The 16,207-nt window shown below is 38.6% G+C and carries 19 protein-coding genes; 1 reads left to right on the top strand and 18 read right to left on the bottom strand.

Annotated features, from left to right (window positions below; translation table 11 throughout):
• Positions 1 to 17 precede the first annotated feature (17 nt).
• From OW255_RS21045 to OW255_RS02280, 5 genes are all read right to left on the bottom strand, one after another.
• Complete coding sequence (locus tag OW255_RS21045) at positions 18 to 212, bottom strand: transporter suffix domain-containing protein (protein ID WP_416861715.1); 195 nt, start codon at positions 210 to 212, stop codon at positions 18 to 20.
• A 61-nt stretch (positions 213 to 273) separates the two neighbouring features.
• Positions 274 to 729: a MarR family winged helix-turn-helix transcriptional regulator gene (locus OW255_RS02295; protein WP_268115495.1), complete on the bottom strand. Its 456-nt coding sequence runs from the start codon at positions 727 to 729 to the stop codon at positions 274 to 276.
• A gap of 112 nt (positions 730 to 841) precedes the next feature.
• Positions 842 to 1,396 (bottom strand): GNAT family N-acetyltransferase, encoded by a 555-nt coding sequence (locus tag OW255_RS02290; RefSeq protein WP_268115494.1) that lies wholly within the window; start codon positions 1,394 to 1,396, stop codon positions 842 to 844.
• Positions 1,397 to 1,410: 14 nt separating this feature from the next.
• On the bottom strand, positions 1,411 to 2,331 hold the full coding sequence (locus OW255_RS02285; RefSeq protein ID WP_268115493.1) for an AraC family transcriptional regulator: 921 nt from the start codon (positions 2,329 to 2,331) through the stop codon (positions 1,411 to 1,413).
• Positions 2,332 to 2,427: 96 nt separating this feature from the next.
• Positions 2,428 to 2,709: a YciI family protein gene (locus tag OW255_RS02280; RefSeq protein WP_268115492.1), complete on the bottom strand. Its 282-nt coding sequence runs from the start codon at positions 2,707 to 2,709 to the stop codon at positions 2,428 to 2,430.
• A gap of 144 nt (positions 2,710 to 2,853) precedes the next feature.
• Between OW255_RS02280 and OW255_RS21040 the strand changes: the two genes are divergently transcribed.
• Positions 2,854 to 2,979 (top strand): BBE domain-containing protein, encoded by a 126-nt coding sequence (locus OW255_RS21040; RefSeq protein WP_416861699.1) that lies wholly within the window; start codon positions 2,854 to 2,856, stop codon positions 2,977 to 2,979.
• 90 nt (positions 2,980 to 3,069) lie between these two features.
• Here the strand turns inward: OW255_RS21040 and OW255_RS02270 are convergent, their stop codons facing one another.
• The 13 genes from OW255_RS02270 to OW255_RS02210 form a co-directional block, all read right to left on the bottom strand.
• Positions 3,070 to 3,684 (bottom strand): hypothetical protein, encoded by a 615-nt coding sequence (locus OW255_RS02270; RefSeq protein ID WP_024837517.1) that lies wholly within the window; start codon positions 3,682 to 3,684, stop codon positions 3,070 to 3,072.
• A gap of 458 nt (positions 3,685 to 4,142) precedes the next feature.
• The gene (locus OW255_RS02265) at positions 4,143 to 5,885 is read right to left on the bottom strand and encodes an RICIN domain-containing protein (RefSeq protein ID WP_081752359.1); all 1,743 of its coding nucleotides are present in this window, start codon (positions 5,883 to 5,885) and stop codon (positions 4,143 to 4,145) included.
• Between the two features lie 460 nt (positions 5,886 to 6,345).
• A complete protein-coding gene (locus OW255_RS02260; protein ID WP_268115491.1) occupies positions 6,346 to 7,833 on the bottom strand; it encodes a DEAD/DEAH box helicase in 1,488 nt (495 codons plus the stop codon).
• Positions 7,834 to 7,883: 50 nt separating this feature from the next.
• Complete coding sequence (locus OW255_RS02255; protein WP_268115490.1) at positions 7,884 to 8,408, bottom strand: YehS family protein; 525 nt, start codon at positions 8,406 to 8,408, stop codon at positions 7,884 to 7,886.
• Positions 8,409 to 8,460: 52 nt separating this feature from the next.
• A complete protein-coding gene (locus OW255_RS02250; protein ID WP_268115489.1) occupies positions 8,461 to 9,912 on the bottom strand; it encodes a DEAD/DEAH box helicase in 1,452 nt (483 codons plus the stop codon).
• Between the two features lie 150 nt (positions 9,913 to 10,062).
• Entirely contained in the window at positions 10,063 to 10,755 is a 693-nt protein-coding gene (locus OW255_RS02245) for a hypothetical protein (protein ID WP_268115488.1), read from the bottom strand.
• A gap of 151 nt (positions 10,756 to 10,906) precedes the next feature.
• Complete coding sequence (locus OW255_RS02240; protein WP_268115487.1) at positions 10,907 to 11,632, bottom strand: pentapeptide repeat-containing protein; 726 nt, start codon at positions 11,630 to 11,632, stop codon at positions 10,907 to 10,909.
• 162 nt (positions 11,633 to 11,794) lie between these two features.
• On the bottom strand, positions 11,795 to 12,238 hold the full coding sequence (locus OW255_RS02235; protein WP_268115486.1) for a hypothetical protein: 444 nt from the start codon (positions 12,236 to 12,238) through the stop codon (positions 11,795 to 11,797).
• A 156-nt stretch (positions 12,239 to 12,394) separates the two neighbouring features.
• Positions 12,395 to 13,165: a nucleoside phosphorylase gene (locus OW255_RS02230; protein WP_268115485.1), complete on the bottom strand. Its 771-nt coding sequence runs from the start codon at positions 13,163 to 13,165 to the stop codon at positions 12,395 to 12,397.
• A 124-nt stretch (positions 13,166 to 13,289) separates the two neighbouring features.
• Positions 13,290 to 13,667 (bottom strand): nuclear transport factor 2 family protein, encoded by a 378-nt coding sequence (locus tag OW255_RS02225; protein ID WP_268115484.1) that lies wholly within the window; start codon positions 13,665 to 13,667, stop codon positions 13,290 to 13,292.
• 58 nt (positions 13,668 to 13,725) lie between these two features.
• Positions 13,726 to 14,037 (bottom strand): DUF3601 domain-containing protein, encoded by a 312-nt coding sequence (locus tag OW255_RS02220; protein WP_268115483.1) that lies wholly within the window; start codon positions 14,035 to 14,037, stop codon positions 13,726 to 13,728.
• 602 nt (positions 14,038 to 14,639) lie between these two features.
• On the bottom strand, positions 14,640 to 15,371 hold the full coding sequence (locus OW255_RS02215) for a class I SAM-dependent methyltransferase (RefSeq protein ID WP_268115482.1): 732 nt from the start codon (positions 15,369 to 15,371) through the stop codon (positions 14,640 to 14,642).
• Between the two features lie 246 nt (positions 15,372 to 15,617).
• On the bottom strand, positions 15,618 to 16,187 hold the full coding sequence (locus OW255_RS02210; RefSeq protein ID WP_268115481.1) for a GNAT family N-acetyltransferase: 570 nt from the start codon (positions 16,185 to 16,187) through the stop codon (positions 15,618 to 15,620).
• Positions 16,188 to 16,207: the final 20 nt, after the last annotated feature.

Here is a 16,207-nt window from a genome sequence, read left to right as displayed (position 1 = left end):
TAAAATAAAATATCATCCTAATTTTCCTTCCTGCCACCCTTTATGCATGTGATTAGGCTCTTAATATGAAAAGATTTTTTTATTTTCAAAGCCACCTCCCGGCCTATCATCAAGCCGCCTATCCAGAAAAAGATTTCGCTGACCACCATCATAGTTCCAGTGACCGCTGCTTTTAATGCAGGCGAACATGGAAGGCAAAGATTAAATGGCATGATGAAATATAGAACAAAGGACATAATAATTAAACTGATAGCGATTTTATCTCTCTTTTTCTTAATTAATTTCCTTAGATCCAACGGCTCTCTCCTCCAGCTTTTTCACTAACTTTGATATCATGCGGTCCATAACTTCCAGTTCCTTTTCATCTTCTGCTATCTCTTCCATGGTATCTGATACCCATTGATAAACAGCCTGATCTCCCTGTAAAATGCTTTTTCCCTTTTTCGAAAGCTCAACATAAAAGACTCTCTTGTCTTCTTCCGACTGCATTTTCTTAATTAAATCCAGATTCAAAAGCTTTCTGATGATGACAGAAACTGCAGGCTTTGTTAATGACAAAGCTTCTGCAATCTGGGTAAGGTTGGGCATTTGAAGGGAATGAATCACCATTAAATAATAATAGTCGTTATTGGAAAACTTATTGATTTCATCTTCCTTCATTACTGTATTTAGATTCCGGATACATTCCTGCCATAACATATTTACTAAAGCAGATAGCTTTTCTTGCATTCTCTTCTCCAATCACCGGTATATTAATTAGAATAATTTAATTAAATTTATTTAACTAAATTACCATAAGAAAAACGTGCTGTCAATAGCACGTTTTCTATCATCTCTTTTCTTAATCAGTACTCAGCCTGGAATACACTTCCAGATCAACAACGCCAATGCCCTTCCAGTATTGCGCTTGTCTTAAAACTCCTTCTTTCCTGAATTGGCTTTTTAACAAGACCCTCTTTGATTTTTCATTGGCTGGCATTACAAAGGCCTGAATCCGGTTGATTCCTATGGTGTGGAACAAATAGTCCGCCATGGCATTTACTGCCTGGGTTGCAATGCCTTTCCCCCAGTAAGCTTCATTTAAACGATACCCCACGGTAATCATATTGACCTTCTCATCATAATCAAACATTTCTGCCACTCCAACGATCCTTTCAGGTGCTTCCCTAAGGCAGATTCCTAAAAATATCACTTTTTTCTTCCCAAAATCCCGTTGAAAATGGCCGATCATATTCAGAACCGTTGCTTTGTTCTTTTTTACATCTCCTGGAATATAAGTAAATACATTTTCATTGTTATAGATTTCAAACAACCCATCTAAATCCGGTTCTTCGATTTTACGAAGTACCACCCCATCTAAAACGATATGGGGAAACTTCTCATAAGGATTTCCCATTTTACCTCTCCCTGTCAAATCTTTTGTTTCATACAAGGCATATGAAAATCAAGAATTAACTCATCTGCCCCTTGTTCTAACCGCTCACAAAACCGGCTGACCGTATAAAACTCCAACCAGTAGAAATCGTCATACAGAAGGCTGTATCCATTTTTCTGTACCATACTGGCAATGAGAATATATGCGTTATTAATGATTTCATCCAGACTCTTTGCAGCAATTTGTGCTTTTGCAATGGTCCCGCCCTTTATGATTTTTCCCATCATACCTTTGGGAATGGGTGTCCCCACTTTAAAATACTTCCCAACGATATACGTCTTTCCAAGCCCGGTATCGTCTGCAAAATCAGTCATATACCCAAGCCCAATACAGTCCTCCATGCCAATATAGTTATCCCTTAACTCATGAAGGACCTTATCAAAGCCCTGCTCCCAGAAAATCCCCCACAGCTCTTTCGTAGTCACCTTATAATCCCTGCTGCTGATTCCAATGAGGAGCACATCTTCGGTTTCTTCATATTCCAGTCTTTTAATATCCGCCATCACTCGTTTTCCCTCCAGAACGTAATACGTATCACGATTGGTCATGGAGAGAGGAAATGTAGCATGCTTCAAATAAATCTCCCGGGTAATGCAGGCAGGCGGTACTGTAAACTGCTCTTTAAATGCCCTTGTAAAGGCAGAACTGTTTTCATACCCCCACTCCATTGCCACCTGGGTTATGCTTTCTTCTTTTCTTAGAAGCATCTCCGCTGATAATGTTAATCTCCGCCTGCGTACATATGACGAGAGTGAAATATTGCAGATATACGTAAAAATCCGCTGATAAAGCCCAATGGGAATTCCTGTGAGCTTTGCTATTTTACTGTAATCCACATTTTTGATATCCTCTTCCAACAGATCAATGACTTTTTGAGTCTGATTGAGTACTTCCATTGGTTTCCCCCCTCCCAGATGATTATGTCACAGGCGCTTAAAAATTACTTTCCTTTCTTTGTACAACTTCTGCACAAGGAAGGGTTTCGTTTCCCTCTAGTCCCCTAAGAGATAATTATTTTCTTCATTGGCCAGTTCTAAGGTCCTGACCTCACAGGTCTTATAGCCCAATGCCATAAATGGATCTGATTCAGCGATCTTTTTAGCTTCCTCCAGATCTTCTGCAGTAAATACCACCATGCCTCCCGGATAATCGGTAAATGGTCCGCAAAGGACAAGTTTTCCCTGTCTCTTTAATTCCTTTAAATGCTCCACATGCCCTTTTACGACCTCCTCATTGAGAGGCTTTTGATTCTTCATTAAGTAAACATACACCATAATGTAAACTCCTTTTCCGCTACATTTTTTTACCAATGGTTTTCTCAGAAATGAATAGCAAATATTTTTTCAATCATACCACATGTTACATTATCTTTAACACAACTTTTTCTATGGAATGATAAATTCAGACCATTTTCCAGGATGACAAGCAACTGGCCTAAGGCCTATTATGGCAGCAATTATCAAAGACTGACCCAGGTTAAGGCAAAATACGACCCGGAGAATATCTTTCGCTATCCCCAAAGCATACCTCCAGCCTGCTTATAGGAAAAAAATTAGCTTTAACGAAAACGGACAGGTGACCGAATGATTGGTCTGCCTGCCCGTTCTATCAAATGATTGTTTTAAACTGTATTCCTACTGTAGCTTATCAGGAACTTGTACCAGTATCATTCCGCCTTTTTTACGGAAGCCAGTTTCCCAAAGCTCTTTAAAATTAAGCCAGCGATATCCGCCATAGGTTGCTATTTTTACATAGAACTCATCTTCCAGTTCTTCATATCCTACAAGCATGAACCAGTGCCATACCAGATCCTTAAAATTCACGTTCTTATGGCGAAGCAGCAAATATGGGATTGGCATTCCCTGGTCGATTTGATGTTTCGCTTCCATAACAGCCTGTTTCACAGAAGTATCTCCATGACAGCCTGAAAGCTTCATCTCCTCTTCACCTGCTTCTTTTAAGTATTTTTGAAACCCGTTGATAAATATTTCCAGAGTATCAATTCCATGCATCCGTGGCCTTAAATAAGGCTTCATCTTCATGGAAAAGCTTATATAGTCTTCTTTTTCAAGCTTATGAACATCATAGGGGTACAGGTGGTTCTTGCTTCCATGAAGGGCTTCGCTGATGCAGACATCACAGGCGGCCGCTGCTCCGCAGCCTCCAAGATGCATCATGGGATCACGAAACCAATCCTGGTTACCGCCAAAGGCATTTTCTATTCTAAAATAGGGTAATTCTTTTTTCATAGTTCTCCTCTTTTCTTTACGGCAATACATAAAATTTAAGCGATGAATATAAGAGACTGAAAAACAGCCTATAGCATTTTAATAAAAGGTTCCATGATAGAAAATCATCATAAAGACCTTGTACCACTTATGTTCATTGTATTTATTATACTATGAGGCATGTCAACGTTAAGTGTTACGAAAGCTTATTGTATCTGCATTATACACTATAGCAATCATAAAATACAATTGAGCAATTATAATATTTCTATGAAATAAAATATAACTGTTAGCAAAACAGGGAATCCTTTCCTGCGTACCCATACGCACCTGTCTGTATCTAAGGCTCCAATAAAACAGCAATGGCAGGATGATAACTTTCGTTAAAATCCTGCCATTACTAAAAAACATCTTAATAAGAACTATGATAAGAATAATAAATTACATCCCAGGAATAAGTTGAACACCGTTTCCCTGATTTAAGGTGCGGTAATCTGCCACTGCTGATTGTAACCGTTGTTGCTGGTCCACTGAATTACATTTCCACCATCGGCTGTGGAGCCTTTTTCAACATCAAGCATCTTGCCGCTGTTTACATTCACCACCTGATAATAGCCGTTTCCAAGGTCTACCAGGTTCCATCTCTGGTTGGTCTGTCCCTTGTCTGTCCACTGGATGACATCGGCGCCGTCCTCTAAGGAGCTTTTGTAGACATCAAGAGCTTTTCCGCTGTTGGCATTGATAATCTTATATCCATTGCCAGTATCGGTAAGCACCCATTTCTGATTATTGCCACCGCTGTACCCCCACTGGATGACATCGGCACCGTCTGCGGTGGAGCTGTTATTAACATCAAGGGCTTTGCCGCTGGCCCGGTTCACCAGCTTGTAAGTTCCTCCTGATACGATTCCATTACCTGGAACAGTTCCGGAACCTGGGGTAATATAGATCCGGTAACCAGAGCTTGCGTTACAGCCGGATAAGCTGACTGATATCTGTCCGTTAACCACATTATAATTGGTATTGGAAAGAACCACCGGTCCATTGGATACCGTATCCTTGCTTACCCAGTCTACCTTTTCCACTTTTACAGAAGCAGTGGAACCGATAAAGGAAGGAAGGTTCTTAAAAGTAGTATTGATAGTACCATCATTAGGTCCTCCGAAAATGAAGCTGATGTATTTACCACTGGAATCCACGCATGCGGCTCCATCTACCAGATTGCTGTTATCGTTTGGAGGAGTGACATTCACCATCTTTCCGCTCATATCCCCGTACCATTTGTAGAAGAACCAGCCCGCTCCCTTTTGGGAATTGGTTGCAAGAAGGCTTCCAAGTCTTCCGGGAGTTGGTACGAACCACCATGTAATACAGGCACTCTCTACCATGTAACGCTCAAATTTTGCAATGAAACGAGCAGATGAACCAGGCTGTCCTTCCAGATTATGGTCTGGATCACAGTATTCATTGATACTTAAGGGCAATGGACTGATTCCCAGAGAAGCCTCTAAAGACCTGTAAGCTTTAATATTGGGAGCAATTGTCTGGGGGCCGCCTGAAAGTTCATGCCAGCTCATAATATCAGGCACGCAGTTATTGGCCTTACAGAAGGTAAGAAATTCTTTCATACGGCTATTGTTGTAGTAGCTTTCACAAGGTCCGATGATCTTTGCTCCCGGATCGTTGGCACGGATCACATCGTAGGTCTGTTTCCACATATCATTAAAGCTTCCGTTGGCATTATTCCAGGTTCCGCCAGGCTCATTCCAGATTTCATAGCCATAATAATTATCACGTCCTGAGGCTTTCTTATCATTGATAAATGATTTTACCTGGTTCAGCCAGCTGGTCATGCCCGGCCACTTATAGGGCCAGTTTGGAAGCATGTCCGCCAAGTCAATGGAAACCTTTGCACTGGGAATGGACTCCAGTCGTTTGGATACCAGAATGGCATCACCATATGGGTGCTGATTCTGGCTTCCGCCTCTGGCAGGATTTCTCATGACATAAGGCTTAAGTGGTGCCACGAGGCCATTGACATCAGCCGGTATGCTTTCCGTGATACCATAGAGAGAACCATTGGCACAGTGGGTCACATCCCTTAGCACACTGGAACAATCCACGGTAAATGAATTTGCAGCCATAGCCGGTATCTCCGGTATCATGGATAACATCACCATGACACAGAGCATTAAGGCCGTTAATCGTTTCAACTTAATCATACTAATACCTCCTCAACTTTTGTTTGATTGAATCCCCTCATCTTAGTTGTTATATGAAAATCTCGCTCCGCTCCCTTTCCTATCACAGATACCCCGAAACCTCCTTTCCCTGTTTGCCTCCAAAAGCAGAACTAATTTCATTCCCCCCATATTCCGTTCTACATTGTTCGTTGATTTAGTGTATCACTATCTTTAGTGATTTTGTATGGTTTTTTGTGAAATATATATGTACAAATGTTACTTTTTTATATGATGCACACCTGTTTTGTATATAATGTACATACTATAAAAAGCATTGGACAGCAGATATTTTGTTGGAGTTTGTAAATATTACATGTTTTATAGAAACAAAAACGCCAGGAGTCATGAATCCTGGCGTTTAAGATAGATATATATGTTTTAGTTTACTTGAGCGATGATATACGCATTCGAAACCGCTTGTAATCTGTTGGTTTCCTGTTTATTTTGCTATTCTTCTGGCTTGGTCCCCGCCTTTATTATTTCTTCTTGGGGTTTTAAAATAACTCTTTTTTTCTTTCAGCGTACCATCTGCCGCCATTCTGTATTTCTTGCTTGGATCAATGGCTGCTTTTACCTTTTCCTCTCTCGTAGAGCCTGCGAAAGAAGTTTTTGCTGTGGAAGAAGCCTTTGCTGTATAGGAATCCTTTCTTGTAGATGAAGCTTTCCCTGAATAAGACTCCTTTCTTGTAAATGAGGCCTTCCCTGAATTGGAAGCTTTTTCTGAGGAAGAATTCTTTGCTTTTGAGGAATCTTTCCTTGGCTGTGTGGTTTTTACCGCTGGGAAATTGTTCATTAATGGGTAAGGATGTTCTTTTACCTCTTTTAAATGTTTTCTGATTAACTTCTCAATATTCCCGAGATTTTCCTTCTCATCGAAATCGCAAAATGCAATGGCAATTCCATTCAATCCCGCACGTCCTGTTCGTCCAATGCGGTGCACATAGGTCTCCGGAGTATCAGGTAAATCAAAATTGATTACATGAGACAGCTCATCGATATCAATTCCTCTTGCAGCGATATCTGTTGCAATGAGTACTCGGATTTTTCGTTCCTTGAAGCTGCTTAATGCACTTTGGCGTGCTCCCTGAGATTTATCAGCGTGAATGGCTTTTGCTGTTACTTTACTTTTTGCTAACTGTCTTACCAGCCGGTCAGCTCCATGCTTTGTCCGGGTGAAAACAAGAACGGATTCTATGCTTTCATCCTTGAGGATATGAAGCAGAAGATCCTTTTTATTATGTTTATCTACATAATATAAATACTGATCTATGGTATTAGCAGTGGATGATTCCGGCGTTATCTCTACCTTAGCCGGATTTTTAAGCATGGTAGCGGAAAGCTTTGCCACATCTGCCGGCATGGTAGCGGAAAAGAATAAGGTCTGTTTTTCTGCCGGGGTCCTGGCTATGATTTTTTTCACGTCATGGATAAAGCCCATATCCAGCATCCGGTCTGCTTCGTCTAAGATAAATATCTTTAAATGTCTTAAATCCACCAGGCCTTGATTGATTAAGTCATTTAATCTTCCAGGTGTGGCGATTAAAACATCCACGCCCTGTTTTAATTTATCCTCCTGTGACTTTTGTGATACACCTCCAAAAATGACACAGGATTTCAAATCTGTATAAGTACCATAGATGCAGAAATTTTCATATATTTGTATGGCAAGCTCTCTGGTTGGCGTTACGACCAGGGCCCTAATATTGCGGTTTGCCTTTTTGGACGCCTTTTCTTCATTTAGCAGCTGTAATGTGGGGATAGCAAATGCAGCCGTTTTACCTGTACCGGTCTGGGCGCATCCTAGTAAATCTCTGCCGCTTAAAACAATTGGGATTGCCTTTTCCTGTATTGGTGTCGGAACGGAATAGTTTTCCTTCTCCAAAGCCTTTAATATCTCAGGTATCACATTTAGTTCTTTAAATTGCATAGTTGCTCCTTGCTCTTATTTATTTTGTAAAATTATGAGTCCTATCATTGCTATCTTCTGTATTTGAGGGCAAGACCTTTTAAAAAGGTTCTTGCATACCGGTCACCACATATTTTGTAATTGCGCTGTCCCTGTCTTCTGAGCACGGCACTTAATTCACCATTGGACAGCTCAACTCCACCGGCTTTAAACACAGCCAGCATGTCCTCTCCCGTAAGGGAAAGTGCGATTTTCAACTTTTTCAGTAAAACATTATTTACGTCTTTGTCGTCATTTATCATGAAAGGCTGTTTTTCGGATTCTCCTGGTTTTGCTTCCTTTTTTCCTCTTTTAAAGGTGATAAAACCATTTAAAAAGGACTCCAGCATATGGTTATCCCATTTACTATTATCATCGGAAGTTTCTTTTCCGGCTGTCCCTTCTGAGGCACTGTCACTGGCGTTTTGGCCTAACAGCATCTTTTTTACCTCTTCCTTTGTGACTGCTTCTCCGCCCAGTCGGAATATCTCAACCATATCAGCATCTTTAATATCCAAAGCATACCTTAATCTCTTTAAAATATCGATATTTTCCATGAAATCCCCTTTTGCATTCTAATTTAATCTGTATCACTACTATATCATGCAATTAATATTTCTCCAATGCTTTCATTACCTTTAATTGCTTTCCGTTAATTTTTGTATCCTTCATTGCTTTTAATACAAGAGGTCCTTTTCCATTTAAAATTTCCACATAGGTCAGAGTATCCTGTAAGGTTATAATTCCAATATCTTCTGCTGTCATACCCTCCAGATTCGAAAGCACTCCAACAAAATTCGTTGCCCGCAGCTTCTTTTTCTTTCCCCCGTTAAATCGCAGCTTCATAATTCCCTGATTGAGTTGATCGCTCTTTGCCTTCCTGATTTCAGGGATTGTATTGATCTTATCTTCAAAAAATGGCTTTCTTTGGGATACCTGTACCTTATCCGGCTTCGGCATTTCCTGAATCTGAAAACCAATGAGCGCTTCGATTTGCTCTAAAAATCGGGATTGGGTCGCTGTCACAAAAGACACCGCATTCCCCTTTTGTCCGGCACGCCCGGTTCTTCCCGTGCGATGGACATAGGTTTCTCCTTCCAAAGGAATATCATAATTAATGACCAGGGATATATCTTCTACATCAATCCCTCTTGCTGCCACATCGGTGGCTACCAGATACCGGAATTCTCCACGCTTGAACCGCCGCATGGTAAGGAGTCTATCGTCCTGTTCCATGCCACCGTGTAGTTTTCTGGCCTGATAACCATTACGATTTAACTGGTCACAAACGGCATCCACCCGGTCCTTTGTGCCGCAGAAAATGATGCAGCTATCGGGATTTTCCATAATGGTCACATCCATGAGGAGATCCAATTTCTCTTCCTCTTTCGTCCTATAAAGGGAATGTTCAATATCCCCTGTGGTTAGATTTTCCTCATTTACATCAATGAAAACTGGTGTTCTCATGGATTGCACTGCTATCTTTTTTATCTCATCAGGCATGGTAGCGGAAAACAACATGGTCACCCGTTCTTTAGGAAGCGCATGGATAATGGACTCCACCTGATCTAAAAATCCCATATCCAGCATCCGGTCCGCCTCATCAACGACCAGATAGCTGATCTTATTGAGAGGAAGTGTCCCTTTTTCGATGTGATCCAGAACCCGCCCTGGAGTACCTGCTACCACATGAGTCATTTGTTTCAACTCCGTTTTCTCTATGGAAAAAGGGTGTCTGCCATAGATTGCAGCCGCCTTGATTCGTTTATATCTTCCAATGTGGGTAAATGTTTCTTTTACCTGAACGGCAAGCTCTCTTGTGGGAGTCAGAATAAGAGCCTGTGGCTTATTTTCAAGCCATTCTGCCATTTCACAGATTGGTATTGCATATGCCGCCGTTTTACCGCTGCCTGTCTGGGCTTTTGCCATTAGATCTGCTTTATCTAACACCAATGGAATGACACGTTCCTGAACTTCAGTTGGTATCTCATACTCTAATACTTTTAGTGCCTTAATAATGTCCTCGCTTAAAGAAAAAATACCAAAACCTTTTTGAACCATTCTAATGCCTCTCATTCCATTTGACTGAATGCTATTATGCCTGCATCCTTACTATCTCCATTTGCTATGCTATTATAGCACAACGTTTCCGCATAGGGGAAAAAATGTGAAATGTCCCCTGATCCAGGATCAGGGGACTCATTATTTGGCTTAATCAATCAAAGTATAGATTTGAATGCTTTCCACCTTTTTATCTTTGATATGAAACTTCATAACGTCAACATAGTTTGCAGGCTCATACCGAAAATCATCTTCTTCGTTACTTATTTCTCCTCCCAATAAGGTTCCTTCCGGGTATGTCTCTTTCAAAAGCTCATAGCTATCGCCAACTTTAATATTCCTTACCGTCGGATACTTGGGATCGGTAATTTCGATGTTGAATATAAATGAATTATTATTCTCAGCCCCATCTATGGTTTTAATCACAAGACCAGGGTAAAGATACTGTTTTTCTGTCTTACCATTCAACGGATCCATATTTTTGCCGTCATCAGGAGAATAGGTGTGGGATTTGATTTCAGTTGCTTTACCTAGCAGGCTTTCCATCTTCTGATCGTCTACAATGTCGGAAAGGGAGATGGTCTTATCCTGGTATACAAAGGCAAGCTGTTTTAAAATAACATTTCCCTCTTTTTCTATGGAACCTTCCTTTATAACCTTATCAGTGGAATCTGAGGACGGCTGTGTCTCAGTCGCTTTTGAGGAGTCTTTGGAAGTGTCTAAAGGCGTACTGGCAGTGATCGGCTCCCCTGTTTTCTCCTGGCTTTTTGTACAGCCGCTAAGGGCCATGGCACTCATTGCCAGAAATCCGGTTATCATCACATATTTTTTAATTACGTTCATTGTCATTCCTCCTTACAAAGATTGTATCTGGTTTTCTTCTTTACAAGGTCATTATAATTGGTAATATTATTAGAGTCATAACAAACTTGTATCATTCTTGTAACATTATGCGGAGTGGCAATTATATACATACCCTTTGGCTAAGGGACTCTTATTTCCATGTAACAGGGTAATCAAGATGTTTTGGCAGTTTTGTATTTTGGTTCCCTTTGGCAGCGTTTACTTGTCCTTGTGATAAAAATACGGTATCACTTAAATCCGCGTGACTAAAATCTGCATCCCGCGTATCGGCGCCTAAAAAGATAGTGCCATGGAACGAGCAATGGTTGAAATTGGCTGCGATTAAAAGCTTTGAGCTCAAATCCAATCCGCTTAGATCTTTATGTTTAAAACTCCTCCCCAGATAATCCGAGGGAGATTTTTTATTTTCACTGTTTAGGCTCTTTGTTAATAAGCTGCAAACCTGTTTTAAAATGATATTTACCCTGTTTCTATATGCTTCTGTATCAAAGGAAAGAATGGATTCAGGATTAGAATTGCATATGATTTCATTTTCATTGATCAGAGCAATGATGTTTTCCTGTATCTCTTTTGCTGGTGTAATCGTCATGGATTCCATTAAGTAGTAACGCATTTGATACAGTTGAAACGTTCTTAAAAACACATCAAATATTTCCTTCGTGTTACAAGCTGTATCCTGCCAGGTCTGGCCCATATAAATGGCTTGTGTCACCTGCTGCCCGGCACCAAAGCAGTCATATCCGATACAGCCTTTCAGTTTTTTGTTAACCAGATCCTCATGGATATCACATTGAAAATTTTTCTGAAGATTCTTACACGGCTTTCCCGCCGGTTTGTTTTCTGGAAATCCATCCATTTTAGAAAAAAACAATGCTATGCAACATAATCCACTACATTTTGAGCAATCCGATTTCATTGATTGTAATGATATTGTTGTTTCGTTATGTATTTTTATCATGAATTTACTCCATTTGATTCGTTCTATACTCCTAGTACCTGCTTTTATATTACAGTTTTTTCAATTCTGCGTTTTCCAGACATAAAGTCCTTCTGACCTGGCTAGTTCCTTTGCCAGAGTTATTAACTCCTCATTAGGATTATATAGTACCATATACAGGTCCCCATTATTAACTGCAATCAAAGCATCCTCTTTTTCAATATAAATACTTAAATGTTTTTTCCTGCTTATACTGCACTGCATAATCCACTCGGTTAATTTATCAGGTGATGGATTTACACTACACCTGTCTTGATAGCACACTTGAAAATCATAGTAACAATTTAGCTTCAGCAAAATATCTTTAAACTTTTGAAAAATTTTAATCGACTCTGTCTTTCGTTGGTAATAATCTTCTACTGCAAAATACTGTCCCCCATTCTCTTTTTCCACCCTCTTTGGCAGTATATCAATGACATAGCAAGTCTTGTTCATTAGTGCCTCTATTTTATTGTAATAATCCATAGTTTTCTCCTTTCAGATTAAGATTCCATAGTCTATTTACCCCCCATATTTCATTTAATCATATTAATAGGGTATCATCTACTTCATTAACAATCAACTCTAACAGCTCTATCTGGGGCAATTGGCCTGATTTCAATCCATATGTGGAGTCAAAATTTATAATTGTAAGCATACCTTAAATGATAATTCAACAAGACTTTTTCTTATTTGCTCACGATTACACCACTTACGTGAGTTCCATTCAACACCGCTTAAGTCATCACCACCAAACAATATTTGACCTAAGATTACGTTGCGGAATTTTGATACTGCGAAAAATGCGGCAGCTTCCATTTCAACCGTAACACAACCCTCTAAAACCCGCAGTGCTATTTTCTCTTCTGTTTCTCTGTAAAATGCATCCGTCGTCCATGTTTTTGCTTTTATATATGGAATATTATCTACTTGTAAGACTTTTTCAATTATATTAATAGCATGTTGATTACATTCTATTTCTTTTGATGGTTCTACATAGTGGTATGAAACGCCTTCATCTCTAACCGCTTTATCGGGAACAATTAAGTGACCTACCTGGATACCCTTTTGCAGGACTCCCGCGGCTCCACAAACAATAAACTTCGAAAATCCCATTGCAATAAGTTCCTCTAATTGCGCAGCTGCGCCAGCGGCTCCAAGGAAACCTTGCATGATTGCAATAGGAGTCCCGTTATATACAGTCTCATAGATTGGCAGATTGACAGTCGCAGTGTAGAACGTAGCAATTTGTTTTAGTTTATCTGATTGGAGCAAATCATTGATAACATCACCAAAATAAGTTATCACGCAGTATTCGGGAGCATCTATTTTTGTAATTATATTTGAGGGTTCTATTTTTGCTTTTGTATTGGAATCAAACTCCAAGATTGGAAATTCTCTTTGATAAAACATCAATTTTACCTCCCATAATTTCAAATAATTTTGCTTTATAAAAAACTACTAACTTAATAGCTCAATCGTTAGTAGTTCATTTCATCACTTATAGTATTAACTTGAAATGCAGCAAATCTAAAACCTATCTAAATGGTGTTGTGTGTATTGCCTCCGAAGCAAATTCTTTAATTGAATTGATTGTTCCATTTTCAGTAAATTCAATAATTGAAACGCCATCAAAACCACTTATCTTATCTTGCATTTTATGCTTAAAAAACCATTCTACAACAACGGAGTCGGCTTGATGAATGAAACGTTTTATAGTCCATTCAAATACTACTTGCTCTTTTAACATTTTGTCAATCCATTGATGTATTTCAGAAATACCCTGATACTCTGGCCCATAACATTCGCTATAATAGATATCACTATCAAAAATATTATCAATATTCTTAAAGTCACGTAATACCCACATTTCAAAATATTCTTTAATAACAGCCTCTTTTTCATTCAAACTCATAGTCACCTCCATAGCTCATATGCTAAGAAAATTCCGATTTATATATTAAGGATTAATTCTAATCATATAATTCTATATATGTTTCTGGGTAGCAATCCACTTCTTTTTGCTGGTTATCATCTAACCACAAAGGGATAGACCATTCCTGGGTATCATCAAAAGTAATAAACCACTGCACACCATTATCATAACAATTAAATGAGTATGCCAAGAACGTCCATATTTCACCGATATTATGTGTTGTACCATCATAATCAGTAAAATTTTTAATCACACGATATTTAGACCCCTCTTTTAAGAATTGTCTTTGTTTTCCTATATTTACAGCCTTGAGATTGCTCCAGAAACCAATTTTTTGGGGTCCAGTCATATTTACACCTCAACCTTTTATTTTGAATAGTCTCCTTGAATAGAACACCATTCAACTTGCTCACTTCATTCTGAGAATAATAAAAATACCAGCTTTATACTGATAGTTAGATGTTAAAGAGATATCAACCGAGTATATTCATGATTGATTGCTTTTTTCATCCAATTGTCTAAAAAGGCAATTTGTTCATTCGTATGAAACCAATGTTCGCCGTCCTTCATTACAGTAAGATTTGCATTATGACTTGCTACAAAGATATGGAAGCTTTACAGCGTCATACTAGGACACCACATTTCATCACCTTAGTTGAACAACTTTCTTTCTTTGAAAAAGAATTACCAGTATTAATATATAAAAAATTATTTTAATTATAGTGAAGATGATGATTGATTTTCAAAAAGTCATTTAGCATCTGCATTACTTATGTAACACTCTAGAATATTTTAATAAAATGCAATAAACCGATCAGATTAATTCTAATAATTACCAGCTTTATACTGATAGTTAGTCGTTTCTTTACATATTTGATTTTGTGGGTATCTTACTATATTTATAAAGACAAAACCCATTTAAGGCAAAGACTACGTGTAACTTGGAACACCTTATTTTGATACAATTACCCGAATTCTCCTGTAATCTGCCACCCATTTTTCTCCATCAAACAGTTGGTTTTCCAATAAACTTTCAACGTCTTTAAGAATATTCTCTTGTTCCAGGTTATTATAAGATGATAAGTCATTTGAAAAAAATTGTTTCATCCATTTTCGTAAACCATACTTTCCATCAGACAATGGCGTGGGTCTATCATAGTCATAAATTTTTTGTATACTAAAGCCTGCTTTCTTTAGTACAACAGAATATGATTCAACCGTTGGAAAATAAAAAGGACTTTTATATGATGGTACAACAGAACTATAGGCCGATTCAATCGCTGATATATTTCCATACGCTCCAAATTCACTAATAAGACTTCCTCCGTCCTTAAGGGCACTATAAATTCTTTTCAGAAGTATTTCTTGATCCGGAATCCAATGAAATACGGCGTTTGAAAAAATAATATCAAATTTACTTTCCCATGGTATTAAACAAGCATTCATGACTTGGAAATTCAGATGAGGGTACTTTATTTTTGCGGCTTCAATCATTTCTTCTGAACCATCAATTCCAATAACCTCATTACAAATTTCACTGAGTTTCTTTGTTAAATCCCCTGTTCCACAGCCAAGATCCAGTATACATTGGTTCTTATCAGAAGGAAGATAGGTAATTAAATCATATCCATACTCCGATACAAAAGAATGCGACTTATCATATAAGGTACTGTTCCATTTCACGAATGATACCTCCTATCGTTCAATTTATATTTTTGAAAAGAATACCATAAATGTTACTAACTATCAATATTAAGTTCTCAATGTACATTATACTTAGTCAAATTCGAATTTCCTGTGTAATTTGAAATCCCTTAAAATCTTGCAGCTCACAATTAACATTATTAAATGGCATTTCATGTAGTTAAAGTTCTTTTCCGGCTGGTGTTCACTCATATACATTCACTTGTAGTATCCTCCTTTTATTTTCTATTCATCGAGTTTGGGAGAAACTATCGCCATCATTACAACCGTATGAAATTCCTTGCCAAATGGGTAGCAATGCAATACCCCTTCCTTTTTATAACCATTCTTTTCAAGTACATGAATTGAAGCTGTATTCTCTACCCGGACTAAACCTTGTATACGCTGTAAGTTTAGATTCTCAAGGCCAAATGATGTGACTTTTTCTACTACCTCTGTAGCAACTCCATATCCCCAAAAGCTTCTACCGAAATGATACGATATTTCTGCCATGGTCTTCTTTTGAAATCCTCCCAAGTCCACTCTTCCAGCTATTTTTCCTGTACTTTTTTCTTCCACACACCAGGTAAAAACGGTCTTACTTTTTAACAGCCTGCCATTTATATTATTTAACCAATTTGATATATGAGGCTCCTTATCAAAAAGAGGTACTCCGCCTCCAAGATATTTTTGCACTTGATCATCCCTTAAGATATCAAAATATTCCGCCATGTCGAGGCGTGAAAATGGGCGAAGAATCAATCGTTGGGACTCTAAATAGGGGACACAATCAAAATAGTCATGGAACGATTTCAAATTAACCTCCTTTATACGGC

Origin of the sequence: Lacrimispora xylanolytica (genome assembly GCF_026723765.1) — a bacterium.
Taxonomy (GTDB): Bacteria; Bacillota; Clostridia; order Lachnospirales; family Lachnospiraceae; genus Lacrimispora; species Lacrimispora xylanolytica.
Note: the sequence above shows the minus strand (reverse complement) of the source record. Positions and strands in the feature narration are given on the sequence as shown.

Bases quoted from the DNA above. Each gene is read 5' to 3' on its own strand.
- OW255_RS02285 (WP_268115493.1), bottom strand. From the start codon at position 2,331: ATGGAAGTACTCAATCAGACTCAAAAAGTCATTGATCTGTTGGAAGAG.
- OW255_RS02255 (WP_268115490.1), bottom strand. From the start codon at position 8,408: ATGGAAAATATCGATATTTTAAAGAGATTAAGGTATGCTTTGGATATT.
- OW255_RS02240 (WP_268115487.1), bottom strand. From the start codon at position 11,632: ATGGATGGATTTCCAGAAAACAAACCGGCGGGAAAGCCGTGTAAGAAT.
- OW255_RS21045 (WP_416861715.1), bottom strand. From the start codon at position 212: ATGCCATTTAATCTTTGCCTTCCATGTTCGCCTGCATTAAAAGCAGCG.
- OW255_RS21040 (WP_416861699.1), top strand. From the start codon at position 2,854: ATGACAAGCAACTGGCCTAAGGCCTATTATGGCAGCAATTATCAAAGA.
- OW255_RS02250 (WP_268115489.1), bottom strand. From the start codon at position 9,912: ATGGTTCAAAAAGGTTTTGGTATTTTTTCTTTAAGCGAGGACATTATT.
- OW255_RS02245 (WP_268115488.1), bottom strand. From the start codon at position 10,755: ATGAACGTAATTAAAAAATATGTGATGATAACCGGATTTCTGGCAATG.
- OW255_RS02290 (WP_268115494.1), bottom strand. From the start codon at position 1,396: ATGGGAAATCCTTATGAGAAGTTTCCCCATATCGTTTTAGATGGGGTG.
- OW255_RS02260 (WP_268115491.1), bottom strand. From the start codon at position 7,833: ATGCAATTTAAAGAACTAAATGTGATACCTGAGATATTAAAGGCTTTG.
- OW255_RS02280 (WP_268115492.1), bottom strand. From the start codon at position 2,709: ATGGTGTATGTTTACTTAATGAAGAATCAAAAGCCTCTCAATGAGGAG.
- OW255_RS02295 (WP_268115495.1), bottom strand. From the start codon at position 729: ATGCAAGAAAAGCTATCTGCTTTAGTAAATATGTTATGGCAGGAATGT.
- OW255_RS02225 (WP_268115484.1), bottom strand. From the start codon at position 13,667: ATGAGTTTGAATGAAAAAGAGGCTGTTATTAAAGAATATTTTGAAATG.
- OW255_RS02265 (WP_081752359.1), bottom strand. From the start codon at position 5,885: ATGATTAAGTTGAAACGATTAACGGCCTTAATGCTCTGTGTCATGGTG.
- OW255_RS02230 (WP_268115485.1), bottom strand. From the start codon at position 13,165: ATGTTTTATCAAAGAGAATTTCCAATCTTGGAGTTTGATTCCAATACA.
- OW255_RS02220 (WP_268115483.1), bottom strand. From the start codon at position 14,037: ATGACTGGACCCCAAAAAATTGGTTTCTGGAGCAATCTCAAGGCTGTA.
- OW255_RS02270 (WP_024837517.1), bottom strand. From the start codon at position 3,684: ATGAAAAAAGAATTACCCTATTTTAGAATAGAAAATGCCTTTGGCGGT.
- OW255_RS02235 (WP_268115486.1), bottom strand. From the start codon at position 12,238: ATGGATTATTACAATAAAATAGAGGCACTAATGAACAAGACTTGCTAT.